Raw genomic sequence first — 24116 nt, 5'->3', positions numbered from 1 at the left:
CCCGCAGCAAAGCCAAAACCGGTCGTTCAGCTTTACAGCGCTTCGCTCATCACGTCGCCGGCGGCGTAGGCGGTGGGCACGTAGGCCAGTGTCTGGCCCTGGGCGCCCTTCACATTCCAGCCGGCACCGGCCGGGGTCGGCTCGAAGCGCACCTGCTGGCCAACCACGAAGGCTGCCGTCGGGTCTTGGTCCTTCGGCGTGACCGGCCAGTGCAGGGTGGCGGTCTGGTCGGCCCTGTCAGGTACCTGCAGCTGCACCTTGCGCTCGCCTTCCGGCGTGGTCTCCACCTTCTTCACCTCCATCGGCGGCAATGGCACCGCCTTGGTGCGGGTGGCCTTGCCGTTGCGCTCGCTGGCCTTGAACGGCGCCTTGGACAGTTCAGACAGGCCCATCGATGCCGCCAGCGGCAATGACAGCACCACGAACGAGGTGACGATCACGCTGGCCTGGCTGCTGTTCAACTGCGGCGCGGCGCCAGCATGGGCGGTGGGCACCAGCAGTGAGGACAGCAGCAGGGCAGAGGCGGGAACACGCAGGCAACGGAACATGCAGACCTCCAGGTCGCGAGGAAGAAGGACAGGGTTCAGGGGGTAGCGGCGGCAGCGCCGGCCACCGGCACATGGGGGATCACCAGTTCCTGCTGCAGCTGGCTGCGCTGGTGCAGGAAATCGAACACCGACTCCACCGTCACCACCGAGTAGTTGCCGGAGATGCGTTCGCCGGCCGGATGGTCGGTAGTGGTGGCGTTGGCCACGAACAGGCGCGCCCCCACACGCTTGCCCAGGCCGATGTGCAGCACGCTGGGTTGGTACTTCTGCTGGCGCAGCCACTGCTGGGCCTGTTCGCGCTTGACGATGGCGGGTGCGCCTTCGGCCTGTGCCATCGCTGCCGCCAGCACTTCCAGCACCCACTGGTTGGAGTTCTGGTAATCGGTGGCGAACGGATAGGCCACGACGTTGTACTTCGTTTCGTGCAGCGCCTTGGGCTGGATCGACGGCGCGGCCAGCATCGCCTTCAGTACCGAACGCAACGCGGGCGAAGGCACGCCGATGCGCACGTCGGTATGCCCCGCGCTTTCACCCACGAAATTGCCCAGCCCCTCGTGGTACAGCTGGGAGCTGTCGGTCTTGCAGCGGTTGAGCAGGTGCATCGCGCGCCAGCGGCCGTCGTCGTCGCGCAGCAGGAAGGCCAGGTGGCTGTGGCGCAGGCCGTAGCGGCTCAGGTCCTGGCCGCCACGCGCGGCCACCACCACGTCCACGTCGGGTAGCGCGTCCAGGCGTTCGGCGGTGGTCCAGGCTACGTCCAGCATCGCGGCCTGAGCGGCGATGCTGGGGTAGCGTTCGCGGCAGGTGCCGCTGTCGGCAAGCGCCGGTGCGGTTGCGGTGGTCAGCAGGCCCGTGACCAGCAGCGCGGCGGCCAAGTGCAAACGACGATCCATGTAGACAGCTCCAGAGGCGGGCAGGGCCGCGCGCCGATCATACGCCGCTCAGCGCAGTGGGCGGTCCACGCCTTTGCGCTTGAGTTCGCGGTCGCAGGCATCGCTGATCGGTGCCACTGGCAGTGGCGGGCGCTCGTTGCGCGAATTGCGCAGGGCCGGTTGCTCACGGTACGCGTCCAGCTGCTGCTGGCACTGGTACGAGATCGGATCGAGCTCGGTGGGCGCGGTGGAACAGGCGGCGAGCAGGGCCAGTGGCAGCAGGAGCAGGGTGCGCATGAAGGCGTTCAGCGTGATGGGGAAGCTGGACTCTAACCGCGCGGACGGATCGAAATGTTCAGAAATCGCTGGGCTGCCATGTAGCGGCGGGGGGTAGAGTCGACTGTTGGTCGACTGCTCTTTACGCGAGCCAGAAAAGCCCGCGCTACGCGCGATAGTCGACTAACAGTCGACTCTACCCAGTCGACTCTACCCGGTCGCCCCTGCCCAGTCGCCTCTACCCCTTCGGGTCATTGCGCGAGGGCCAGCCGTGCTTTCAGGTCCGCCGCCACCCGTGCGGTCTCGCGCAGCGGCTCGATGCGGTCGTATTGCCAGTCCAGCCAGTGGTGCTGCAATCGCCCGCGTTCGCGCATCTGCTGCTGGAAGCGCGCCAACCGGCCCTGTGCGGTGCCCGCCAGCGCCACCATCACCGGCATGCGCGTGGCGCAGGCTTCAGAGAGCAGGTTCACCGAATCGGGCGACACCACCACGCGGTTGGCCCAGCCGAGCAGGCCGCCATACGGATTCACACCGTCGCCGCCATCGCCCCAGATCACATGCGGAAGATCGGCGAAGGTGGCGCGCAGGATCTCGGCCAGCGCCGGCGGCGTGCGGCGCGAGGTGGTCGCCAGCAGGCTGCCGCCTTCGCTGCGGATCTGGTCGGCCAGCGCACGGAACACACCCACCATCGCCGCTTCGTCCCACGGTGCCAGCGGCGTCGGCCCGCCCACCAGCAGCGCGGTGCGCGGGCCGGGCAGGGTGCTGAAGCCGGCGAACGCCGCACGGCCCCAGGCCAGCCAGTCATCGTCCACCGGGTTGAGGCTGCCGAGCAGGGTCAGTACGTTGCTGCCGCGCAGGGCGTCGTGCTCGGGCACCACCACCACATCCCAGTGGCGTGCGCCGATGCGCGGGTCAAGAATCTGCACCACCTGGCTGCCACGGGCACGCAGCACGCGCAGCGCGCCAGCGGCCTGGCGACCACAGCCGATCGCCAGCGCCGGGGCCTCGGCGGCCAGTGTCGCGAAGGCCTCGCCGTAGCCGTTCACATCGCCGGGCAACCGCCGCGGCGACAGCCAGCGCCACGGCGCGCGCGGCTGCAGCACCAGCGGCCGATGGGTGCCCTGGCGCAGCGCCGAGGCCAGCGCAACCGCCTGGCGGACATTGCCCGCGCGGCCGTCCGTGACCGTCCAGGGTGCGCTCGATCGTTTCACCATTGGCATTAATTCGTTTCAGCCCTGCTGGGTGTTGCAACAGTCGCGACACTCTACACTGCGGCTCGTCGATTCGCCCCGCGCCGCCCGCGGGCACTGACTTCCTTTCGCCGCCCTGGAGATCCACCGATGTCCCACGCGCTCGACGCTGCTGCCCTCGATCAGCTGTTCCGCACTGCCCGTACCCAGAACGCTTTCCTCGACAAGCCGGTCCCGGCCAGCCTGTTGCAGGAGCTGTACGACCTGGTGAAGTGGGGCCCGACCGCCGCCAACACCACGCCGGCCCGCTTCGTCTTCGTCACCTCGAAGGAAGCCAAGGAAAAGCTGGCCCCGGCCCTGTCCGAAGGCAACCTGGCCAAGACCATGGCTGCCCCGGTCACCGCCATCATCGGCTTCGACCTGGACTTCCACGAAAAGCTGCCCTACCTGTTCCCGCACACCGACGCCAAGGCCTGGTTCGACGGCCCGCAGGAAGGCCGCCACGAAGCCGCCATCCGCAACGGCAGCCTGCAGGGCGCCTACCTGATCCTGGCCGCGCGCGCGCTGGGCCTGGATGCCGGCCCGATGTCGGGCTTCGACCCGGCCAAGGTGGACGAAGCGTTCTTCGCCGGTACCTCCATCAAGTCGAATTTCCTGGTCAACCTGGGTTACGGTGACTCGACGGGCCTGTTCCCGCGTCTGCCGCGCCTGTCGTTCGACGAAGCGGCGCGCATCGCGTAAGTCGCTGTATCGGTTTCGGGCCCGCCGTCCCGCGGCGGGCTCTTGCTGCACCGTGTACCCACCCTACGATCCGGAGAGTTCCTCAGATGAGCGCCACCCGTAACCTGCTGCTGCCGCTGGCCCTGACCCTGGCCATCGCCGCCTGCTCCAAGCCGGCCGACACCGCTGCCCCGGCCGCTGACGCCGCTGCCCCGGCCAGCACCGAACAGGCCGCCACCCCGGCCGCCGATGCCGCCGCTGCTGCCCCGGCCGCCGAAGCGATCCAGATCGCCTCGGGCACCTACAAGCTGGACCCGACCCACACCGACGTGCTGGCCCAGTGGAGCCACTTCGGCTTCTCCAACCCGAGCGCGCACTTCGGCAACGTGGAAGGCACCCTGGTGTACAACGCCGAAGACGTGACCAAGTCCACCGTGGAAGTGAAGTTGCCGCTGAGCGGACTGAACAGCTTCACCGCCAAGTTCGACGAGCACCTGAAGAGCGCCGACTTCTTCGACGCCGCCAAGTTCGCCGATGCCACCTTCAAGAGCACCAAGGTGGAAGCCGCTGGCACCAACAAGCTGACCGTCACCGGCGACCTGACCATCAAGGGCATCACCAAGCCGGTCACCCTGGACGTGACCGTCAACGGCGGCGGCGAGCACCCGATGGCCAAGGTTCCGGCCGCCGGCTTCGACGCCACCACCACCCTGAAGCGCAGCGACTTCGGCGTGGGCGCGTATGCTCCGAACGTGAGCGATGAAGTGAAGATCCGCATCACCACCGAAGCCACCGGCGAAAAGCCGGCGGCTTGATGCACCCCGCTCACTCGTCGTGAGAAGGCAGAAGGCCCGCTGAAAAGCGGGCCTTCTTTTTTGGGGAACGCGATCCGTGCCGATGCCGCGCGGAAAACCTGCACCGTGCCGGAAACCTGCACCATGCGGAAAAACCTGCACCGTGCGGAAAACCTGCACCGTGCGGAAAACCTGCACCGTGCGGAAAAACTTGCCTTGGTAGAGTCGACTGTTAGTCGACTATCGCGCGCAGCGCGGGGTTTTCAGGCACCGCGCCGAGAGCAGTCGACTAACAGTCGACTCTACCGCTGGTCGGTTTCATCACATCGTGCGCGGCGCCGTTACCGCAGCGCGCCCAACCACACTGCACACGCTTCGCTCGGGCTCTGCTTGGCCTTCACCGCCAGCCCGCTCGCGCGCACGAAGGTCTGCGCGGCCTGCGCCACGACCTGGCGGGCGATCAGCGCGGCCTGCTTGGTCGCGGCCTGCTGCTTGCGCAACTGCACGATGTGCACCGACGGGCGGCCCACCGGTGCGTACTTCTGGTCGCGGCGCAGTACGTCGGCCACCTGTGCCACTTCGAACTCGGCCTGCAGGTAGCGGTGCTGTGCCTCCACCAGCTCACGCAGCGATGTACGCAGTGCAGCCGGATCGGTGAACGCGGCCAGTGCCGCATCACAGGCGGCATCATCAGCGAAGCGGGTGCGCAGCGCGTCCACGCTGGCCAGGGTCAGTTTGGCCATGTGGGCCTCGTTGCTGCAGGAAAGGAGCGCGATTGTCGCATTGCCGGGCGTGTTCCGGACCGGGGGGCCTCCGCTTTGGTAGAGTCGACTGTTAGTCGACTGCTCTTGGCGCGATGCCAGAAAACCCCCGCGCTACGCGCGTTAGTCGACTAACAGTCGACTCTACCTGGCTGACATTTCAGGCGCAGCCGCAACCACGGAAGGAAGATCCATGCAGGACGCGCAGTACTGGTTGAACGAATTCTGGACGGGCCTCAGCGTGCTCGATCTGCTGGGCGGCAGCGTGCTCGGTACGCTGCTGGGGCTCATCGCCGGCCTGGCCGTGTGGTATGGCCTGCACCGCCGCGGTTGGCTGCAGCGGCGCAAGCGCTGGCATCACTGGCTGCTGGCCAGCTACGTGGTGCTGCTGCCGCTGGCCACCGCCTTCTTCGGCCTGCAGCTGGGCTTCACCGCCGGCGCGCATCGCGCGCTGTTCAAGCAGCTCGATCATTTCCAGCCGCATCTGCAGACGCTGGTGGAAGGGTGGAGCGAAGGCTTCACCGATTCGCTGGATGACCCGCGCATGCGCGAGGCCCTGCGCAGCCAGGGCACGGTGGGCGATGTGGCCGATACCATCGCCTCGGCCTACCTCAGCGAACATCCGTTGCCCGGCCTCGATCGTCTTGGCAACGGCCCACTGGCACTCGGCACCGGCTGGGTGATCGGCAAGGTGCGCGAAGGCCTGCTGCGCGGCATGGTGGAAGACACGCTGGTGGACAAGGCCGGCACGATCGGCCTGGAGCCCAAGGTGGTGCGCGAAGCGCTGACCATGCACGTCGATGAGCTGCTGCACACCCGCGGCGTGCTGCGGCTGGTGAAGGCGCAGATCAACGGCATGATGCCCGGCGTGTACTTCGGGCTGCTGTTGCCGCTGCTGGTCATCGCGCTGCTGGTGGCGCTGGAGATCTGGGCCGCGCAGCGGTTCGGGTGGATGCGGCAGGTGGCGCCCAACGCGGTAGTGCCGGCCGCTGGCCGGCAGCTGCAGGTTCCCGCCGAAGGTTCATGAGGTTGCCGGCCAGCGGCCGGCACTACCTGTCGGAGAGCGTGCGGACCAACGGTCCGCACCCACCCAGGTGCATGCGGTCAGTCGCCGTCGGTTTCGTCCGGGTGGGCTTTCCAGTAGCCGGTGGAACGGATCCAGTCGCGCGGCACGCCCAGGTGGCCTTCGATGAACTTGCGCATCATCCGCGCACGGCGCGATTCGGTGGCGATCCAGTAGAAGGCATCACCGTCCGGGGCCTCGAAGTCGGTCAACATGTCCTCCAGCAGGGTGCTGGTCGCTGCCGGAAAACCGTTGCGCTCCAGCCAGTGGATGCGCACGTTCTCGTACTGCGGCAGGTCCTGGCGCTCGGCTTCATCGCTCACTTCAATGTAAGCCTGCACCTCGGCGCCCTCCGGCAGCACGTCCAGCCAGCGGGCGATGGCCGGCAGCGCGGTTTCATCGCCAATCAGCACATAGGCGTCGTAGCTGTCGGCCACCACGAACGAGCCACGCGGGCCGCCAATCACCAGTGTGTCGCCGGGCTGGGCCTGCTTGGCCCACGGCCCGGCAATGCCGTGGTCGTGCAGCACGAAGTCCATCGCCAGCTCGCCAGTCTCATGGTCCCACCAGCGCGGGGTGTAGTCGCGCGCCGGTGAAGGCTCCTTGCCGGCCGGGTAGCTGCGGCCTTCGGCGGTCAGCACCGGCAGCACCATTTCGCCACTGCTGTTGGGGAAGAACAGCTTGACGTGGTCGTCGGCGCCCGGGGAATCGAAACCGGCCAGTTCATCGCCACCCAGCACGATGCGGCGCATCAGCGGGGTGACCTCTTCGGTGCGCAGCACCGTCAGTTCACGGAAGCGCACATCCAGGCGCAGGCGCGAGTTGTTGTGTTCAGTCATGGGAATACCTGTAAACGTGTCGCGCAGCGGTGCGCGGCGTAGGGGAGACCTGGCTGGAATCAGTCTGGCTGGGTCGTTGAAAAGGGTTGGCGCTCGCCACCGGTAGTGCCGTTGAGCAGGGCCGAGGCCCGCGTCAGCAGGGCCGCCACTTCGTCCGCTTCGCCCTCGGCCCAGCGGCCGTGGTGGTGCACCAGCGCCCGCTTGAACTCGCGCAGGGCGCAGGCCAGCGGCGGCGGCAGCGAAGCCTTGGTGATCTCGCGGGCGCGGTCGAAGGCACGCCGCTGCGCCAGGCGCACCTGGGTGCGTTGCACCTTCAGCTCGAACTCGCCGGCGGCGGTGATGCGGAAGATCCGCTTCCCGTCCACTTCCTCGGCCTCGATCCAGCCGGCCTGCTCGAAGCTGGCCAGCAGCGGGTACATGGTGCCGGCGCTGGGCGTGTAGGCCTGCATGAACTGGTTGCTGATCAGCTGCATCAGCTCGTAGCCATGGCGCGGCTGCTCGCCGATCAGGGCCAGCACCAGCAGGCGCAGGTCGCCGCGGCTAAGCACCCTTGGCTGGCCATTGCGGCGTGGTACGGCCGAATCGGTGGAACGGGCTCTGGGAGAAGGGGAACGGCTCATTTCGATATATCGGTAAACGAGTGTGCAAACGATATATCGATATATCGAAGCCGACAATCATCGATCCGGCCACAAGAGGTCTTTTTTGGGCCACGGCCGGGCGCGCCCACAGCAAAAGGGCGCCCTTTGCAGGGCGCCCCGGGGTGATGCTGTGGAAGGGAGCAGGGCCGCTGGGCCCATCACTCACGCACCACCCTGGACCCAAGTCGGGCGCCAATCCAGAGGCAGATGCGACATGTTGTCGCCGGTTCAGCGCCCGCACGCGTGGCCGATACCGCAGCACGCGGCGTTGCCCTACAACGGTCATCGGCAGCGGTAACACTGCGTCCTGTGCATGGGCGCAGCGGCCGCAAGCGACACCCTGCGCAGTCGCCAAGGCCCGCCGCAGGGCCATCAAGGGCGCTTGCAAGCCCCTTGCGGACACTGGCCGGTTGCATCCATACGCCTGCGTAGCCAAGTGACGAAAGCCCTTGGTGCGCTACACTTTGCGGTCTAGAAATCTATACAACAGTCGCGCGCGTGCGTGCGGTTATGGGAGCGCTAATGAACTGGTTGAACGAGGTGCTGAACAACGACCCGAATCCTGTGGAAACCCAGGAGTGGATCGAGTCGTTGAAGGCCGTTATTGATGTCGAGGGCTCCGAGCGCGCGCATCAGCTGCTGGAAGGCATGGTGGAACTGACCCGTCGTTCGGGCGCCTACCTGCCGTTCTCTCCCACCACCGAGTACGTCAACACCATCGAGCCGCAGCTCGAGGCCAAGAGCCCGGGCAATGCCGAGCTGGAATGGCGCATCCGTTCCATCATCCGCTGGAACGCGATGGCCACCGTGGTGCGCGCCAACCGCAAGCCGGGTGACCTGGGCGGCCACATCGCCTCGTTCGCCTCCGGCGCCACCCTGTACGACGTGGGCTTCAACCACTTCTGGCGCGCCCCCAGCGAGAACCACCCGGGCGACCTGCTGTTCATCCAGGGCCACAGCGCCCCGGGCATCTACGCGCGTTCCTTCCTGGAAGGCCGCATCAGCGAAGAGCAGCTGGACAAGTTCCGCATGGAAGTGGACGGCGGTGGCCTGTCCTCGTACCCGCACCCGTGGCTGATGCCGGATTACTGGCAGACCCCCACCGTGTCGATGGGCCTGGGTCCGCTGGCCGCCATCTACCAGGCGCAGTTCATGCGCTACCTGGAAAACCGTGGCCTGATCGAGAAGTCCGACCGCAAGGTGTGGTGCTTCATCGGCGACGGCGAGAGCGACGAGCCGGAAACCCTGGGCGCCATCGCGCTGGCCGGCCGTGAAGGCCTGGACAACCTGATCTTCGTGGTGAACTGCAACCTGCAGCGCCTGGACGGTCCGGTGCGCGGCAACGGCAAGATCATCCAGGAACTGGAAGGCGTGTTCCGTGGCGGCGGCTGGAACGTGATCAAGCTGCTGTGGGGCGGTTACTGGGATGCCCTGCTGGCCAAGGACAGCGACGGCGTGCTGAAGAAGCTGATGATGGAAACCGTCGACGGCGAATACCAGAACTGCAAGGCCTTCGGCGGCGCGTATACCCGCGAGCATTTCTTCGGCAAGTACCCGGAAACCGCCGCCATGGTCGCCGGTCTTTCCGATGACGACATCTGGCGCCTGAACCGTGGCGGCCACGACCCGCACAAGGTGTACGCCGCCTACCACCAGGCCGTGAACACCAAGGGCATGCCGACCGTCATCCTGGCCAAGACCGTGAAGGGTTACGGCATGGGCAGCGCCGGTGAAGCGCTGAACCCGACCCACCAGACCAAGAAGCTGGACGACGAAGCGGTGCGCCACTTCCGCGACCGCTTCAACATTCCGGTGACCGACGCGCAGCTGGCCGACGGCCAGGTGCCGTTCTACCACCCGGGCCCGGATTCGCCGGAAGTGCAGTACCTGCAGGAACGCCGTGCCGCGCTGGGCGGTTACCTGCCGCAGCGCCGCCGCAAGGCCGACAAGACCTTCGTGGCGCCGAAGCTGGAAAGCTACGAGCGCCTGCTGAAGAGCAGCGGCGAGCGCAGCTACTCCACCACCATGGCCTTCGTGCAGAGCCTGAACATCACCCTGCGTGACAAGGAACTGGGCCCGCACATCGTGCCGATCGTGGCCGACGAAGCCCGTACCTTCGGCATGGAAGGCCTGTTCCGCCAGATCGGCATCTACGCGCCGTTCGGCCAGAAGTACAAGCCGGTGGACGCCGACCAGCTGATGTTCTACCGCGAAGACCAGAGCGGCCAGGTGCTGCAGCAGGGCATCAGCGAGCCGGGTGCGATCAGCTCGTGGATGGCGGCCGGCACCAGCTACTCGGTCAGCAACGTGCCGATGCTGCCGTTCTACATCTACTACTCGATGTTCGGCTTCCAGCGCGTGGGCGACATCGCCTGGCAGGCAGCGGACATGCGTACCCGCGGCTTCCTGCTGGGTGGCACCGCCGGCCGCACCACCCTGAACGGTGAAGGCCTGCAGCACGAAGATGGCTTCAGCCATCTGGTGGCCGGTGGCATCCCGAACGTGCGCAGCTACGACCCGACCTTCGGCTTCGAAGTGACCGTGGTTCTGCAGCACGGCACCAAGCGCATGATGGAAGACCAGGTGGACGAGTATTACTACGTCACCCTGATGAACGAGAACTACACCCACCCGGAAATGCCGGAAGGCGCGGCCGAAGGCATCGTCAAGGGCATGTACCTGCTGACCGACGCCGGCAAGCCGAAGAAGGGCGAGCTGCGCGTGCAGCTGCTGGGCTCGGGCACCATCCTGCGCGAAGCCATTGCCGCGGCCGAGCTGCTGGACAAGGACTTCGGCGTGACCGCCGATATCTGGAGCTGCCCGAGCTTCAACGAGCTGCGTCGCGATGGTTTCGACGTGGAACGTGCCAACCGCCTGCATCCGGAAGGTGAGCAGCGCAAGGCCTACGTGACCGAGCTGCTGGAAGGCCGCCAGGGCCCGGCGATTGCCGCCACCGACTACGTGCGTGCGTATGCGGACCAGATCCGCGCGTTCGTGCCGATGTCGTACACGGTGCTGGGTACGGATGGTTTCGGCCGTTCGGATACGCGTGCGAACCTGCGCCGGTTCTTTGAGGTTGACCGGTACTACATCGCGCATGCCGCGATTGCGGCGCTGGCGAAGGAAGGGAAGATGACCGCGAAGGATGTGGCCCGGGCGATCAAGCAGTACAAGATTGATCCGGAGAAGGCTAATCCTGTTGGGGTTTGATTGATTGTAAGGGGTAGGCCGAAACGCCTACCCCTTTTCTTTAATGGGAGTGGCCATGCTTTCCTCATGGAAGTTGGAAAGATTCAAGTCCGTTGTTGATCCGATTGAACTAAGCCTCTCGCCGTTGACACTGTTCACTGGAGCCAATAGTTCCGGAAAAAGTTCAATAATCCAGAGCATGCTGCTGACGGCGCAGTCCCTGCAGTCGTCTCTTCCGAATCGTCAGATTGTTCTCAATGGTCATATGGCTCGATTGGGTTCATTTGGCGATCTTGTTTCATTTTCGGAAGTGGACGGCGAAATATTCGTTGGATTCGAACTTGAAGCTCCGAGCGATAAAAGATTCACAGGTAACGGATACCTTTCCCAAGGCTTCAGTCCATTTAACAGGACAAATCTGGGTCCACTAGGAATGGAGTTCTCTTTTTCGATCGCTGGTCGTGGAGGGGATCAATCGTCTGACCTGCTGGCACTTCAACCTAATCTGCAGATGACAAAGCTATCTGCGCAGGTGGAAGTAAATGAAGGTGTGGAGGCTCAGCATCTAACCATTAAAAGGGATATGCAGGGAAATAAGAAGGCCGGTCTTCAGGAATTAAGCAGGCCCTCCTCCACCCCCGCATTTGTAGGAGCGCTCAATTACTCTGTCGTCAGCAAGCGCTTTGACGCATCTTACGGCCACAGCATTGAAGGTCTGACTGTCCAGACGCGGACTGTTGGTGCAGTGGTCCAGAATATTATTCCAAGGGCGACGGTCGTTCAGTTCGATGAGGCTGAGGCTCGCGCGCAGGCTCAATACTCCTATCTGCTCTCACGCCAGGGTTACTCTAGATACTCTTTGGAGGGGCGGGCTAGATTGCCTATAAATGACGCGGGGATATCCGCGATTGAGCAGGCACTTGCATCTGTTTTTCCGGGAAGTCCGACGCCCGGGACTAAGCTTGCCAGAATATGGTTCGAGCGGGTCAAGTTGGGGTTGAGTAAGTTCAGGGAATCGCGTCGATTAAAGGACCTAGTCGCTACATGGGACAGGCTCTCAATGAGTGATTATTCTCTGATTATTTCGGCTTTTGAGGCGCGCAAGATTGACTTGCTTGCGGCTTTTAAGAGTGGTGGTACGCATCTTAGTTTGGACTATGAGTCCCTATCGCACGAACTAATGGCTGCGGCTGACTATATACAGGAATTCTTTAAGTTTGGCCTCCGCTATTTAGGTCCCTTGCGAGAGGACCCCAAACCCATCTATCCGCTCGCAGGAACATCAGATTCTGCTCATGTCGGATTTAGAGGGGAATTTACAGCTGCAGTGCTGCATTCCCATCGCCACACCGAGATATCCTACATTCCTTCCAGGAATCTTCTGGATGAAGGCGTCACGGAGCCGGTGACCGTCTCGCTCTTCGAAGCAGTTAAAGATTGGCTCGATTACATGGGTGTTGGTAGTGATATTGTTACTAACGACTCCGGGAAATTGGGTCATGGCTTGAGGATCTCGACGGACAGCACTCATTTGTCTCATGACCTCACCCAGGTCGGAGTGGGCGTGAGTCAGGTGTTGCCTATAGTAGTGCTCGCACTAATTGCTGATGAAGGATCTGCGCTAATCTTTGAACAACCTGAACTTCATTTGCATCCAAGGGTTCAGTCGCGACTTGCTGACTTCTTTGTTTCGATGACGATGCTTAACAAGCAGTGCATAATTGAAACGCACAGCGAATATATTATAAATAGACTCCGATATCTTGCCGTGGCTGATTCGGGTGATGCGGTGTCCAAGTCGGTAAAGATATATTTCGTAGAAAAGAATTCTGGCCGCTCAAGCTACAAGCAGGTTTCGATAGATGAGCTTGGGGCGCTTGATTCCTGGCCGGCGGGATTCTTTGATGAGTCTGAACTAGGGACCTCTGCTTTTCTGAGGCGATCGCTGGAAAAGCGTAGGAGCATGACTAAGGGCAAGGATGCCGGAGAAAAGAATGGCTGAGGCGTTCTTGGATCCTTGGTTGATTGCCTATCACCCGGACAAGTCCTCTGGCGTAGATTACGTTGCAAGGCTTCTGAGTATTTATGACTGGATCATTGAGGATGAAGCTTGTTGCGAAGTTTCCGCAGCTGCAAGCGCCCTGCTGGAAGAGGACGGTGTTTTTCCCTTGAGTAATGTTGAGAGTCTAGTTGGCATTGCTGCAAAAAGGGATATTTTCAAGATGGTTACAACAATTCTAGATAAGTTGCCAAAGATTGAGGATAGAGGCCTTTTGCCGCTTCTTCTAGATAATGCTGTTACGCAGCGTCAAGGGGATTATTTCGGCGCGAGTCACGGGCAACATGTAGTAGATCTATTTGCTGCGGCGTTGATTTCAAATCGTATTCTTGGTTATCCCCCCTGCGTCCTCACCGACGGATTTCCAGAAGGCGTGACAGAATTTAGCTGTGAGCTTGTTGGCGCCGACCACCAAGACGTTCTGCAATTCTGTGGTCCGCATTTCGGGGAGTGCCGAACAGCTGCGGATGGAAGGAGAATTCGATTAGAAGCTGATCTTTGTAGTCTCATTCGTATTCGAGATCTGGAGACGGGCTTGTCGAGTGCCTTCGACAGAGTTCCAGGCGATAAGCGGAAGTGGTCTATTGGTGAGAAATTAGAGGCATCTCTCAGATCCTCGGGTTTCTATTCAAACGACTCTAGAATGCGTGGGTTTCTTCGATCTGCCACCGAAATCGTTACCGGAGTAGATCAGCGCTCGATACATGCTTTGAGAACTGGGCGCGGTGGCAATACTCCCCAAGTGAAACGCTCTAATGGAGCGCTCGCTTGGAGATCCGATATAGATGATGAGTATCACCTGCATTACTGGAGCTCTGTGGAAGGCGTTGAGTTTTCATGCGTGGTAACTCATAACGATTTTGACATATAGAGTTAGAGCTGCATTTTGTTATTCGTTTCTTAATTGATTTTGACTTGCGGTCGTCAACATTGCTGAGGTCGTGGGCAGCAAGCGCTCTGCTCTCTGATGGCGGTGTCTGAGGCGGCAGAGTTCGGTCCTCCATCTGCTGCTGATGAATTTCAAAGGATAATATTAGAAAAAATTGCAGGCGTGAAAAAGAAATCTGTGTCGCAATTGGCTCGAATCAACTAGCATCCATATCTCGGCCAACGATCCTTCAGATATGGGACGCATCAACCTAACGATCGAAGCTCAGAAATTTTGCGTCGGTTCCGAGTACTCCCGACAGGATGTCGCGCGCCTTGGTGGATTGCCTGTGCCCGCGGAAATCTATGGCACAGCTTGGGCAGACGGCATCCTAGAGCTTGAGAACGCTGTGTTCTTATTTGTTACCCTCGAAAAGGAGGGTGAAGCCAGCTATCTGGACGTCTTCGAGGGCACGGACTTCTATTGGGAAAGTCAAAATCGGAACAGTCAGAGCTCCCCGATCATTCGTAGGATTTCCGGCGGTTCACCGACCTATCTGTTCGCTCGGAAGCGTGCAAAGGTCCGCGGTGCATCAAATGCCCTTCCGTTCGTTTACTGCGGAAGGCTCGACTTCGTGGCGATGGATGGTGAGCATCCTGTTACATGCCTGTTCGACGCGGTCGACCTTGGAACCGGTCATAGTGAGAGCCTGACCGAAATCCTGCAGTGGCGCCCCAGCGTTTCCTCAACAGAGTTCTCCGCGCGCCAGCTACGACTGAAGGATGGTGACGAGAATCTTCTGCGGCCGGCAGCTACGAGTTCCCTCGCAAACACTCCCGCTCTGACGAGCGGGCCGTTGACCTACGAAGTGGTGCTCACAGACGGCGCCATACGCAACGGCTACATCTCTGTTGACCCAAACTGGGCCGGCTTCGATGCAGCCATGCTCGGCCGCCCAGATGCAGCTTCAGGCCGAGAGGCGACCTTCACGTTCCCCGACGGCTATCAGATCACCTCCGATCTGCGCGCCAGCGGGCCGGGCTCGGCCCGAATCCGTGCAAGGGTTGCACCTGCCTTTAGGCGTCTTGGCGTGGTCGCCGGCGACTCGCTGCTCATTGTCCAAGAGAACAGTGGGCAGTATCGAATTGAAGCGCGAAAGGGCGGCAGAGACACGTTTGAGCTCGGCTATGCACGCCTGCGTGAGCGCTTCCTCGCGCGATTCCCTGGCTTCAGCGGCTTCTCCGAGGACCAGCGCCTGCTGCGGGAAACCAGCTACAAGAGGCAGTTGGTAGAGCATTACCACGCGATCATGCTCCCGGCGCTCAGTAGCGAGCGGCCAGAAGAAGTCTGGTCTGCATTGATCAAACTGCTGAAAGTCCGCGTTGGCGCTGAGAATCCGCAACCTCAGAACGTCGTCGGTTGGAGAATCGTCGCGCAACTGGCCGACTTGCCGGAAAGCGATCGCGCGGCGCTGGGTAGCGCTGTCCTGTCACTGCTTTCAGGGCAAGGCGGCGATGCTGCGCTGGATGCCTTTAATGACTCTTCGTCCAAGCTAAGCACACCGCTGCAGCCAGCTGGCCAACGCTCGCTCTCAAGCCTGTTGCTCACTCTTAAAGACCCGACGCGCTACTTCTTCATCAAGACTGGCCAGATGCGCCGTGCGCTGGGCCTGCTCGATCCCACCTTCGACTTCCGCAAAGGCGGCATGACCGGTGAGGAGTGGGAGCGCATCCGTGCGCTATCCACTCGACTGGCGGCACGTCTATCTGAAGACGGCTGGCCGCCCGCAGACATGATCGATGTTCAGTCTTTCCTCTGGGTGGCTATTGCCTATGAGCAAGGCGATGGTGCCGAGGCTGAGGAACAGGAAGACGAAGCTGTGGAACAGGACGACGACATGCCCGTGATACACGCGCCCTCCAATACCATCCTCTTCGGCCCGCCTGGTACAGGTAAGACCTACGGTGTGGTGGACAAGGCACTAGAGATCCTTGATCCGGACCTGCTGGCCGCAACAAGGGGGCAGGGGGCTGCCGCGCGTGCCACGCTGAAGCAGCGCTTCGACACGCTGCACGACGAAGGGCGCATCCGCTTTGTCACCTTCCATCAGAGCTTCGCTTATGAAGACTTCGTGGAAGGCCTGAAGGCTCGCGCTGGCGAAAACGGTGTGCTCGAATATGGCGTCGAGAATGGAGTCTTCCTCGAGCTCTGTATCGATGCGCAGCATAGCGACCTGCCGTACGTCCTCATCATCGACGAAATCAACCGCGGCAATATCGCCCGCATCTTTGGTGAGCTTATTACCCTCATCGAACCAAGCAAGCGGCAAGGCATGGATGAGGCGCTGTCGGTTTGCTTGCCGTACTCCAAGCAAAAGTTCGCTGTGCCTGCCAACTTGCACCTCATTGGTACGATGAACACGGCGGACCGCTCGCTTGCTGCAATGGACGTGGCGCTGCGTCGACGCTTCCGCTTCATTGAGATGCCGCCCCAGCCGGAGCTGCTCGATTGGAGTGTGGAAGGTGTTCCTGTGGGCGAACTGTTAAGCACCCTAAACAGCCGCATCGAGGTCCTGCTGGGCCGGGATCATCTGATCGGTCATGCCTACTTGATGGGCGCCAAGGACCTGCCCGCACTCGCCGATGCGTTCCGGCTACGCATTCTGCCGTTGCTGCAGGAGTACTTCTTCGAAGACTGGCGTCGCATTGCTTGGGTGCTGAACGACGACGCCAAGCCTCACGCCGAGCGCTTCCTGCGCCAGCGCGAGCTTCAGTTGAACCGACTGTTCGCGCCCGAGGTCCAGCTTGCCCCGGACACGGCCAGTTGGTACATCCATGAGGCGGCATTCGAACAGGCGGCCAGCTACAAGGGAATCCTCGTCGGTCAGGCGGACTGACCCATGGCCGTGCTGACCGTTCGCGAGTACGCGCGCATCGGCGTCTCGGAAGGTGGCGCGCGGCAGGAGGGGCTGGATGCCGCCTTCCTGCCGCAGGCGTCCTTTGACTGGCTGTGCGGCGAGTTCGAGCGCTTGCGCGCTGGCGGGGCGGCGCTCATGCAGCGAGATGGAGCTCGCTGGCTTCGTCTGGATCAGTACGTGGGCGTAATGGAGTGTCCTGACGGCACTACGCTGGAGGTACTGCCGAAGCACGTTGCACATGCGGACGATGCGCTCGGCGCCCGACGGCTCCTGCGGCGCATGCTGTGCACTGTCCTGGACATTCCGCCGAGGGAAGGCAGTCCGGCCGATGTCACCCTGTTCGACACGCCGTTGAATGAATGGGTCATGGGGCGATTCATCTCCGCACTGGATGAGTTGCTGAAGCGGGGGCTTCGCTTCGACTACACCCGCGTTCGGGAGGAGCAGCTGTTCTTGCGCGGCCGGTTGGATATGTCGCGCCAGCTTCGTCAGTCGCCTACCCGCGCCCACGTCTTCAACATCGAGCACGATGTGTTTAGCGAGGACCGCCCGGAGAACCGGCTTCTGCGTGTCGCCTTGGATCGCGTGCGCGCGCGTACGCGCATTGCAGGGACCTGGCGACTGGCGCAAGAACTGTCCACACGTATGGCTAGCGTGCCACGAAGCACTCAGGTGGCAAGCGACCTACGCACCTGGGGCAGTGACCGGCTGATGGCCCACTATCGCGAAGTTCGTCCGCTGTGTGAGCTCGTTCTATCTGGCCAGAGTCCATTGGCGCTGGTAGGCGATTGGCGCAGCCCCAGCATGATGTTCCCCATGGAGCGACTCTTTGAGCGTTACGTGGGCGTTTGCCTCGCTCGTCAGTTCGCACCGGAGTGGCGGGTTGGCGGCGCAGCGTCGGAGTACCTGTGCAGCCATGGTGAGGCAAGCTGGTTCAATCTGATTCCAGATTTCCTGCTGCGACGAGGCGATGAGCTTCGCGTACTTGATACGAAGTGGAAAGTGCTGGATGCAACGGCCAGCGACGCGCGTGAGAAGTACGGGCTCAAACAATCCGACTTCTATCAAATGTTTGCCTATGGGCAGCGCTACCTGGGTGGAGTAGGGCAGATGGCGCTGGTCTATCCGCAGCACGCGGGATTCGCGCAGCCCCTTCCCGCATTTGATTTCAGCGCCGAACTACAGCTTTGGGTGTTGCCCTTTGATCTAGAGCGTGGATTGCTGGTGGTGCCTGAACACTGGCGACCGAATGGCAACGTCCCCCCTCAAGTGAACCCACCCGCTGCGCATAGCGGCGAGCTCAGTAGCTGGGTTCCCCTGACTATCTGAGCCGGCCGCTCATGCACACGTGCTACTCCCGCGCCTGCAACCGCTCAGCCACCTGCGCAGTCAACGCCACGCAAGCCATCTTCAACCCCTCCATCACCCGATCACCCAAATACTCCTCGGGCGCACCGTTCTGCCGCGTCCGTTCCGCAGCCAGCATCAACTCCGCCACCACCCGCAACCCAGCCACAGCGCAATCCGCATCCGCCAACTGAAGACACCGCCCAGGCAATTGATGCCGCTCCGGCCAAGGCTGACCATCTGCAGCAGCTCCGGTTCCGATGCGATGCAGCGTGGCGACGAAGGTGTTGGGATCAGCAGACGGTTCGCGCTCGGTTTCGGCGTTGTCCGGATCGTACTGCGCGTGCAGGGAACGGAAATCCGATGTGTTCATGGCAATGCTCCGTACAGGACAGATAGCAGCGCCACCGATAAAAGTGGCGGACGGTGCGTGGCTCGAAAACCGGTCAATAGCCAATCCGGCGGGTCCGAAGACCCCCACGCACCGCCCGCCATGGACTGCGAACGGATTGCCAGCCGGCGCCACGCAGAGGTGGCGCCGGCTGACAAGCGCAAACACATTGGCTAATGACCGGGTTTTCGACGCCCGCGCCACCCTGTGTGAGGTGGCATGCCAAGGTGTACTCGCATGATTGCGAGATGCCAAGAATCCATAGGCCGCATGGGCCGCAAGTGTTGACGCTTACGGCATTGTTGCATGAGGCCAGCTCGGCGGAAGCCTTGCGGCGCAGCGGTTTCGGCCGTTGTTAAGCTACCGCCCGAATGCGCACAGAAAAGCACGGTTTGCCGCCGCGCACGGTTCCAAAAGCGACACCCGACTCAAAGGGTCGATAGAGCAAGCGGGCCAATTGCGACACGGCTTAACGCTTCGGCGCTGCGCCCGGCCGTGGCCACAAGGCATCGTCGCGCTCCAGGTCGTAATCGCTGCCGAAGGCCAGCGCCGCCTCGCCCGGCGGCAAGTCCGCGTAACAACCCAGCAGATATTCATCCATGCCGGCATCGCCATGGTCGATGGCGAACAGATGCAGCAGCGCCTTGTCGAAGGCTTCCAGCCATGCGGGGTCGATTCTAGTCATGGTCATCCTCCAATGGGGCGGGGAGGATGACCCGCCCTCGTCTCAAGACCTTGGATTCACCCAGCCAAACTGTCCTCCGGCCATTCCCATCCCTCAGGCAGCAATACCTCGGCCCGGGTCAGGCAGAACGGCAGCACCCACAACTGCAGCCCTTCGCTGCCCGGAAAGTCGAACACCGGCAGCGGCTGATCCAGCTTGTCGGTACGCGGGTAGACCAGCGCAACCACGCCCTGTCCGCCCAGATAGCTGCGCCCATAGGCGTGCAGCTGGTAGAAGTCGTCCTGCTGCAGGCCGTACTTGTGGGTGCCGTTGGCCTGGCCGGCATCCAGCAGCTTCCACTTGGTGTCCAGCACCAGGACGTCGGTCTTCTGCCGGCTCACCACCATATCCGGGCGCAGCTGGAACCACTTTGCACCGCCGTGACGCACCAGGTGATGCCGGCTGACCTGCGTATCCAGCGCGAGATGCGCCGGCAGCTGCTTCTGGAAGTGCCTGGCCACGTACGCCTCGAACAGCCGTTCCATCGGGAACAGCAGCGACGGTGCCTGCTGCGTGCCTACCGACGACGTAGGCGACAGCCCCTGCAGGATCAAACGGGTCCAATCAAGCGCCTCGCGATAGGTGCGCATGTTGCGGTCCAGCTGCACCCGTTGCATGTCCTGGACTGGGTCGCGGCTGACCGGTACCTCGGCGAATACCGTCAGCAGTTCCCGTGCCAGCCGCTGATGGTCGGTCACGCGGGTTGCGCCCAGCACCTTCCGTAACGCTGCATGGATCAGCCGGTTCTCCGGTCTGTCCATGCTGAACTCATCGTGGGCGGTGTGGAAGCGATCGGCACGCACCAGATTGCGGCGCAGATGCTGGGCCACCAGCAGCCTGCCGCGCAGCGCGTGCAGATCCTCCTCGCATGTCTGGTACTGGCCACGCAGCCCGCTGCGGGTCACCGCCACCACCGTGCGCAGGAACTCGCCAACGAACACGTCCAGCAGTGGCATGCTGTCGGTGGCAAGCTGCGCATTACCGAACCGAAGGTGCGAGAACTGCTGCAGGCAGCGTAGCATCCTCAGCAGCAGCCCCCGCGCCTCGCCGGCGCCGGCATCCAGCGCCTTGCCCACCTTGGGCAGGATCTCGATCTGCAGGCCGCCGGGCGCCATGACCACGCCCACATGGCTGGTGACCTGGACGCCTCGGCGGCAACGGCGCACCCATGGGGACAGCTTGCCGTCCATCAGCTCCAACGACTGCCGTTCCAGCCACTGGTAAACGCCATCGGGCACAACATGCGCACCACCGGGCGCCGGGCCCGATGATGAGGCCGGCACGAGTACGTCGTACTCGTGCAGGGTGAGGGTGGCTGCCGTGCTCACTCGTTGCCCAGCAACGTGCTGTAGATGCCCACGTAGGCGGCAGGGGAGTGCAGCGCCTTGGCATTGCGGCTGAAGCGTGTGCGTGCACCATGCCCCTCGGCCGCAGCCGCAGAACCGAACAGCCGTGCCAGTGTCTGGTCATCGCCGTTGCTCTCCCGCACGAACTGCAGGTCGGGAAGCTTCTGGTTGTCGCCCAGCACCAGGCGGATCTTCTGCCAGTCGTCGTAGAAGTACTCTTCCAGCAACGGAAGAATCTGCTTGTCGAAGAGGGCGATCAGCGCGGACATGCGCTCACTGCCATCCTTGAAATGCTTCAGCGGCCGGAAGTAGGCGTGGCCGATCAGATGATCACGGTCGTAAAGAGCTTCGATACGCTGGTTGATGGCAGTGAGCAGCTTCGGAATATGGATGCACACGCCTTCCATGTTGACGCGCAGGCCCGCCAGCGGCGCCCGGCCTTCGTCCTTGGCGTCCGGCAGAACCTCCACGAACTCGAATCGGCGGCGAAGCGCGGTGTCCAGCGCTGCCAGGGATCGGTCGGCCGTGTTCATGGTGCCGATGATGCTGACATTGCGCGGGACGGAGAAGGCACGCTGCGAGTAGGGCAGGGTGACCGAATGGTAGTTCTCCATGCCGGTACGCTTGTCCAGTTCGATCAGCGTGATCAGTTCGCCGAAGATCTTGCTGATGTTGCCGCGGTTGATCTCGTCGATGACGATGGCGAACATTTCATCCGGGTGCCGGCGGGCACGCTCGCACAGCTTCAGGAACACACCCGGACGGATCTCGTAGCGCACCTGGCCCTGTGCGCCCTCCTCGATGACCGGGCGCAGCCCTTCGATGAAATCTTCGTAGCCGTAGGACTGGTGGAAGGTGACGAAGCTGTAGCGTTGGGTATCGCCCTGCGCAGCCGATTCGTCGCCCTCATCGGCGGTGAACTGATCTTCCAGCAGGAACTTCAGTTGGTAGGTCTTGCCGGTGCCCGGCGGGCCGAAGTAGATGCGATTGAACGCAAGCTCTGCCGCAATCGCGTCCTGCACTGCGGGCTGCTCGCTGTCATCGTCGTCAGCCTCCTGCAGGTCCGCTGTGGCCGAAACATCGTCACCGGCCTGCATCGGCCAGAAGCCGTCGCGCTCTTCGTCGGTGCGGATCAGCTCCTGCAGGACTTCGTCGTCGGCATCCAGCGCGGCCTCGATGTCATCGACGATCTTCTCTGAAATGCCCTTTCGCACGAAGCGCGAAATGCTCTGCAGCTCGTGACGCCAGGTCACCTGGCAGGCGCGACTGCCCATCACCAGGCCCACCACCGAGACGGCGCGCGCGCTTCCGGCGTTCTTCCGGCCAAAACGCAGATGGGTGCGGCTGCCGGCGAACCACCAGTCCATGCCTGCATCGTGCACCAGCCGCGCCAAGCGGCAGAACTGGTCGGTCTCGGCCGCAGACCAACCCTTGCGCATGGCGCGGAACTCTTCGTTGACGTCGAAATGCTTGAGGATGGCATCTGGTGCCACGTTTCGGGTCAGGCCGATCCGCTGCGCAACTTCTTCGTAACCCAGCTCGAACTTCCAGATGGCGTCTTTGCTCCACTCAACCAGCTCGTCCAGGTTCATGGACAGGCCCTTGTCGATGGGTAGCACCGCTACGATCGGGGAGGCTTGGCTTGGGCCGCGCAGGTCCAGGTAGGCATCGCGTACGGGGTGGCCCTGCTGCAGCTTCACCGTGTCGATCTTGACCACGAAGCCTTCATTGCCATTGAGCCCAACGGTATAGGCGAGCGAGGCGGGCGAGCCCGGATCGGGATAGATCTTGGCCCAGTTGTACGACAGGAAGTAATTGCCCTGGTTGGTTGGGCGCCGGCGCGCATTGACGCGGCCCTCTTCAAACATCGACTGCTTGATGCGCTTTGCCCATTCGAGCGTGACGTCGTAGGCCTCGCGCAGCCGCTGATAGGCGGCTTCATGCGCGGGATTGGCCTGGTCGAACTTGGTTCCCTGCAGCGAATGCAGCAGGCTGAAGTGCTCTTGCGTGAAGAATGTGGACATCGGGCGTTCCATTCCTTGACGATGTGGGCGGACTCATTCCGCCTTGCAGTGGTTGCAGGACCTAGTGCTAGGCGGCAGCAACGGACAGAACTTTAGCCGCGCGGCCGGGCCGAGAACTCCACGCGGCATCTCTGCCGGCCGTGAACGCGCCATCGCTGGCACCACGCGGGCGCACATGGGCGTTGCGCAGGGGTTACCCGGGCACCCGGCACGGTGGACCACCCCGCCTCGCTGTCTCCTGTTACCATTCTCCCCGCTAACCCAGCCAGCCTTTCCGTGCGCACACGCCGGAACGGCCGTCTTCGTACGGCCCAGCGAGCCAGGACACCCTCCCGTGCCCTTTCAAGGATGCTCGCATGTTCCGTCATTCCGCTTTCCGCTCGGCCGCCCTGGCCCTTGCTGTCTCGCTCAGCCTGGGCGTGCCCGTCGCCTTCGCCGAAAACGCCCCGGCCGCCAGCGCCACTACCGCCGTGCAGCGCCAGGCCGTGGCCAAGGGCCTGTACGAGCTGGCCTACAGCCCGAAACAGAACGCCGTGTTCGTCGCCTCGTCCGGCGGCTTCGGCGACGACGCCGGCCCGTCGCAGGTGCTGCGCCTGAACCCGGCCACGCTGGCCGTGGAAACCCGCATCCCGCTGGAGCGCAAGGCGTTCGGCGTGGTGCTGGATGACGCCCACAACCGCCTGTATGTGGGCAACACGGTGGACCTGTCGGTGACCGTGGTCGACACCGCGCAGAACAAGGCCATCGGCACCATCCAGCTGATGGAAAAGAAGACCGGCAAGGACGGCAAGGCCGCCTACACCCACGACCTGCGCGAGCTGGTGGTCGATAGCGCCGCCAACCGCCTGTACGTGACCGGCCACAGCAGCCAGCCGGACGTGAGCAGCGTGCTGTTCGTGATCGATACCACCACGCAGAAGGTGATCAACACCATTCCGGGCCTGGGCAATGCCAAGGCGCCGGGCCTGGCGCTGGATGCGGCCAACAAGCGCGTGTACACCAGCAACCTGCTGGCCGCCCTGGTGGTGGTGGGCACCGATTCGAACAAGGTAGTGGCCCAGCACAAGATCGCCGCCGAGCAGCCGATGAACATCGCGCTGGACCCGGCCGGCAAGCGCCTGTTCGTGACCGACCAGGGCTCGGAGTTCCTGCGCGGCTACCAGGCCAAGAGCAGCGGCCTGGTGAGCAAGCACCCGGGCCAGCGCGTGCTGGTGCTGGACCGCAGCACCGGCAAGGAACTGGCCAGCATCCCCACCGACGCCGGCCCGCTGGGCATCCTGCTGGATGCACCGCGCAAGCGCCTGTACGTGACCAACCGCGAAGCCGGTACGGTGACCGCGTACAACAGTGACAGCTACCAGAAGGTGGCCACCTACACCGTGCCGACCCACCCGAACAGCCTGGCGCTGGATGCGAAGAACAACGTGTTGTTCGTTAGCATCAAGAACGGCGAGAAGGATGCCAAGGACGCGAACGAGAGCGTGGCGCGGATTCAGTTGTAATGTGGATCCGCTGAGTTGATGGGGCCCGTGCCTTCGGCCGTTGGTCGT

Annotated in this window: 20 protein-coding genes; 9 read left to right on the top strand and 11 right to left on the bottom strand. The window is 62.8% G+C overall.

What is annotated here, in order from left to right:
• Window positions 1-32 precede the first annotated feature (32 nt).
• From D7Y61_RS18315 to D7Y61_RS18300, 4 genes are all read right to left on the bottom strand, one after another.
• Window positions 33-548: a hypothetical protein gene (locus tag D7Y61_RS18315; RefSeq protein WP_180868346.1), complete on the bottom strand. Its 516-nt coding sequence runs from the start codon at window positions 546-548 to the stop codon at window positions 33-35.
• 35 nt (window positions 549-583) lie between these two features.
• Window positions 584-1438 carry a DUF2145 domain-containing protein gene (locus D7Y61_RS18310; protein WP_180868344.1) on the bottom strand — a complete coding sequence of 285 codons (855 nt, stop codon included), beginning with the start codon at window positions 1436-1438 and terminating at the stop codon, window positions 584-586.
• A 48-nt stretch (window positions 1439-1486) separates the two neighbouring features.
• Window positions 1487-1714, bottom strand: coding sequence for a hypothetical protein (locus tag D7Y61_RS18305; RefSeq protein WP_180868342.1), 228 nt, complete (start codon window positions 1712-1714; stop codon window positions 1487-1489).
• A gap of 230 nt (window positions 1715-1944) precedes the next feature.
• Window positions 1945-2907 (bottom strand): mitochondrial fission ELM1 family protein, encoded by a 963-nt coding sequence (locus D7Y61_RS18300; RefSeq protein ID WP_180868340.1) that lies wholly within the window; start codon window positions 2905-2907, stop codon window positions 1945-1947.
• A gap of 126 nt (window positions 2908-3033) precedes the next feature.
• Here D7Y61_RS18300 and D7Y61_RS18295 point away from each other — a divergent pair, with 126 nt between their 5' ends.
• Window positions 3034-3624, top strand: coding sequence for a malonic semialdehyde reductase (locus tag D7Y61_RS18295; protein WP_180868338.1), 591 nt, complete (start codon window positions 3034-3036; stop codon window positions 3622-3624).
• 86 nt (window positions 3625-3710) lie between these two features.
• On the top strand, window positions 3711-4418 hold the full coding sequence (locus D7Y61_RS18290; protein ID WP_180868337.1) for a YceI family protein: 708 nt from the start codon (window positions 3711-3713) through the stop codon (window positions 4416-4418).
• Window positions 4419-4738: 320 nt separating this feature from the next.
• Here D7Y61_RS18290 and D7Y61_RS18285 read toward each other — a convergent pair whose 3' ends face one another.
• Window positions 4739-5140 carry a hypothetical protein gene (locus tag D7Y61_RS18285; protein ID WP_180868335.1) on the bottom strand — a complete coding sequence of 134 codons (402 nt, stop codon included), beginning with the start codon at window positions 5138-5140 and terminating at the stop codon, window positions 4739-4741.
• A gap of 211 nt (window positions 5141-5351) precedes the next feature.
• Here D7Y61_RS18285 and D7Y61_RS18280 point away from each other — a divergent pair, with 211 nt between their 5' ends.
• Entirely contained in the window at window positions 5352-6185 is an 834-nt protein-coding gene (locus tag D7Y61_RS18280) for a hypothetical protein (protein WP_180868333.1), read from the top strand.
• A 77-nt stretch (window positions 6186-6262) separates the two neighbouring features.
• On the opposite strand, the gene D7Y61_RS18275 is transcribed toward D7Y61_RS18280, so the two are convergent.
• Both D7Y61_RS18275 and D7Y61_RS18270 read right to left on the bottom strand, forming a co-directional pair.
• Window positions 6263-7060, bottom strand: a complete 798-nt coding sequence (locus tag D7Y61_RS18275; RefSeq protein ID WP_180868331.1) for a siderophore-interacting protein — start codon at window positions 7058-7060, stop codon at window positions 6263-6265.
• 59 nt (window positions 7061-7119) lie between these two features.
• Complete coding sequence (locus D7Y61_RS18270; RefSeq protein WP_180868329.1) at window positions 7120-7680, bottom strand: PadR family transcriptional regulator; 561 nt, start codon at window positions 7678-7680, stop codon at window positions 7120-7122.
• 543 nt (window positions 7681-8223) lie between these two features.
• On the opposite strand from D7Y61_RS18270, the gene aceE reads away from it, so the two are divergent.
• The 5 genes from aceE (at window position 8224) to D7Y61_RS18245 (ending at window position 18063) form a co-directional block, all read left to right on the top strand.
• Window positions 8224-10911, top strand: coding sequence for a pyruvate dehydrogenase (acetyl-transferring), homodimeric type (gene aceE, locus D7Y61_RS18265; RefSeq protein WP_180868327.1), 2688 nt, complete (start codon window positions 8224-8226; stop codon window positions 10909-10911).
• 55 nt (window positions 10912-10966) lie between these two features.
• On the top strand, window positions 10967-12892 hold the full coding sequence (locus D7Y61_RS18260) for an AAA family ATPase (protein WP_180868325.1): 1926 nt from the start codon (window positions 10967-10969) through the stop codon (window positions 12890-12892).
• A complete protein-coding gene (locus D7Y61_RS18255) occupies window positions 12885-13820 on the top strand; it encodes a hypothetical protein (RefSeq protein ID WP_180868323.1) in 936 nt (311 codons plus the stop codon). The genes D7Y61_RS18260 and D7Y61_RS18255 overlap by 8 nt, the downstream gene beginning before the upstream one ends.
• Before the next feature lie 253 nt (window positions 13821-14073).
• Entirely contained in the window at window positions 14074-16713 is a 2640-nt protein-coding gene (locus D7Y61_RS18250) for a DUF3427 domain-containing protein (protein ID WP_180868321.1), read from the top strand.
• A 3-nt stretch (window positions 16714-16716) separates the two neighbouring features.
• Window positions 16717-18063, top strand: coding sequence for an McrC family protein (locus D7Y61_RS18245; RefSeq protein ID WP_180868319.1), 1347 nt, complete (start codon window positions 16717-16719; stop codon window positions 18061-18063).
• Between the two features lie 22 nt (window positions 18064-18085).
• Here D7Y61_RS18245 and D7Y61_RS18240 read toward each other — a convergent pair whose 3' ends face one another.
• The 4 genes from D7Y61_RS18240 to D7Y61_RS18225 form a co-directional block, all read right to left on the bottom strand.
• On the bottom strand, window positions 18086-18454 hold the full coding sequence (locus D7Y61_RS18240) for a hypothetical protein (RefSeq protein WP_180868317.1): 369 nt from the start codon (window positions 18452-18454) through the stop codon (window positions 18086-18088).
• 487 nt (window positions 18455-18941) lie between these two features.
• Window positions 18942-19157 (bottom strand): hypothetical protein, encoded by a 216-nt coding sequence (locus tag D7Y61_RS18235; protein ID WP_180868315.1) that lies wholly within the window; start codon window positions 19155-19157, stop codon window positions 18942-18944.
• Between the two features lie 56 nt (window positions 19158-19213).
• Entirely contained in the window at window positions 19214-20524 is a 1311-nt protein-coding gene (locus D7Y61_RS18230) for an McrC family protein (protein ID WP_219628046.1), read from the bottom strand.
• On the bottom strand, window positions 20521-22566 hold the full coding sequence (locus D7Y61_RS18225) for an McrB family protein (protein WP_180868314.1): 2046 nt from the start codon (window positions 22564-22566) through the stop codon (window positions 20521-20523). The genes D7Y61_RS18230 and D7Y61_RS18225 overlap by 4 nt, the downstream gene beginning before the upstream one ends.
• A 356-nt stretch (window positions 22567-22922) precedes the next feature.
• Between D7Y61_RS18225 and D7Y61_RS18220 the strand changes: the two genes are divergently transcribed.
• Window positions 22923-24068 (top strand): YncE family protein, encoded by a 1146-nt coding sequence (locus tag D7Y61_RS18220; RefSeq protein WP_180868313.1) that lies wholly within the window; start codon window positions 22923-22925, stop codon window positions 24066-24068.
• The last annotated feature ends 48 nt before the right edge of the window (window positions 24069-24116 follow it).

The organism is Stenotrophomonas maltophilia (assembly GCF_013464485.1).
In the GTDB taxonomy this organism is placed as follows: Bacteria; Pseudomonadota; Gammaproteobacteria; order Xanthomonadales; family Xanthomonadaceae; genus Stenotrophomonas; species Stenotrophomonas maltophilia_AW.
Note: the sequence above shows the minus strand (reverse complement) of the source record. Positions and strands in the feature narration are given on the sequence as shown.

What these genes read in the sequence shown, in the direction of transcription:
- D7Y61_RS18275 (WP_180868331.1), bottom strand. Translation starts at nt 7,060, where the DNA reads ATGACTGAACACAACAACTCGCGCCTGCGCCTGGATGTGCGCTTCCGT.
- D7Y61_RS18245 (WP_180868319.1), top strand. Translation starts at nt 16,717, where the DNA reads ATGGCCGTGCTGACCGTTCGCGAGTACGCGCGCATCGGCGTCTCGGAA.
- D7Y61_RS18300 (WP_180868340.1), bottom strand. Translation starts at nt 2,907, where the DNA reads ATGGTGAAACGATCGAGCGCACCCTGGACGGTCACGGACGGCCGCGCG.
- D7Y61_RS18295 (WP_180868338.1), top strand. Translation starts at nt 3,034, where the DNA reads ATGTCCCACGCGCTCGACGCTGCTGCCCTCGATCAGCTGTTCCGCACT.
- D7Y61_RS18250 (WP_180868321.1), top strand. Translation starts at nt 14,074, where the DNA reads ATGGGACGCATCAACCTAACGATCGAAGCTCAGAAATTTTGCGTCGGT.
- D7Y61_RS18270 (WP_180868329.1), bottom strand. Translation starts at nt 7,680, where the DNA reads ATGAGCCGTTCCCCTTCTCCCAGAGCCCGTTCCACCGATTCGGCCGTA.
- D7Y61_RS18260 (WP_180868325.1), top strand. Translation starts at nt 10,967, where the DNA reads ATGCTTTCCTCATGGAAGTTGGAAAGATTCAAGTCCGTTGTTGATCCG.
- D7Y61_RS18315 (WP_180868346.1), bottom strand. Translation starts at nt 548, where the DNA reads ATGTTCCGTTGCCTGCGTGTTCCCGCCTCTGCCCTGCTGCTGTCCTCA.
- D7Y61_RS18225 (WP_180868314.1), bottom strand. Translation starts at nt 22,566, where the DNA reads ATGTCCACATTCTTCACGCAAGAGCACTTCAGCCTGCTGCATTCGCTG.
- D7Y61_RS18310 (WP_180868344.1), bottom strand. Translation starts at nt 1,438, where the DNA reads ATGGATCGTCGTTTGCACTTGGCCGCCGCGCTGCTGGTCACGGGCCTG.
- aceE (WP_180868327.1), top strand. Translation starts at nt 8,224, where the DNA reads ATGAACTGGTTGAACGAGGTGCTGAACAACGACCCGAATCCTGTGGAA.
- D7Y61_RS18235 (WP_180868315.1), bottom strand. Translation starts at nt 19,157, where the DNA reads ATGACTAGAATCGACCCCGCATGGCTGGAAGCCTTCGACAAGGCGCTG.
- D7Y61_RS18280 (WP_180868333.1), top strand. Translation starts at nt 5,352, where the DNA reads ATGCAGGACGCGCAGTACTGGTTGAACGAATTCTGGACGGGCCTCAGC.
- D7Y61_RS18285 (WP_180868335.1), bottom strand. Translation starts at nt 5,140, where the DNA reads ATGGCCAAACTGACCCTGGCCAGCGTGGACGCGCTGCGCACCCGCTTC.
- D7Y61_RS18290 (WP_180868337.1), top strand. Translation starts at nt 3,711, where the DNA reads ATGAGCGCCACCCGTAACCTGCTGCTGCCGCTGGCCCTGACCCTGGCC.
- D7Y61_RS18220 (WP_180868313.1), top strand. Translation starts at nt 22,923, where the DNA reads ATGTTCCGTCATTCCGCTTTCCGCTCGGCCGCCCTGGCCCTTGCTGTC.
- D7Y61_RS18305 (WP_180868342.1), bottom strand. Translation starts at nt 1,714, where the DNA reads ATGCGCACCCTGCTCCTGCTGCCACTGGCCCTGCTCGCCGCCTGTTCC.
- D7Y61_RS18240 (WP_180868317.1), bottom strand. Translation starts at nt 18,454, where the DNA reads ATGAACACATCGGATTTCCGTTCCCTGCACGCGCAGTACGATCCGGAC.
- D7Y61_RS18255 (WP_180868323.1), top strand. Translation starts at nt 12,885, where the DNA reads ATGGCTGAGGCGTTCTTGGATCCTTGGTTGATTGCCTATCACCCGGAC.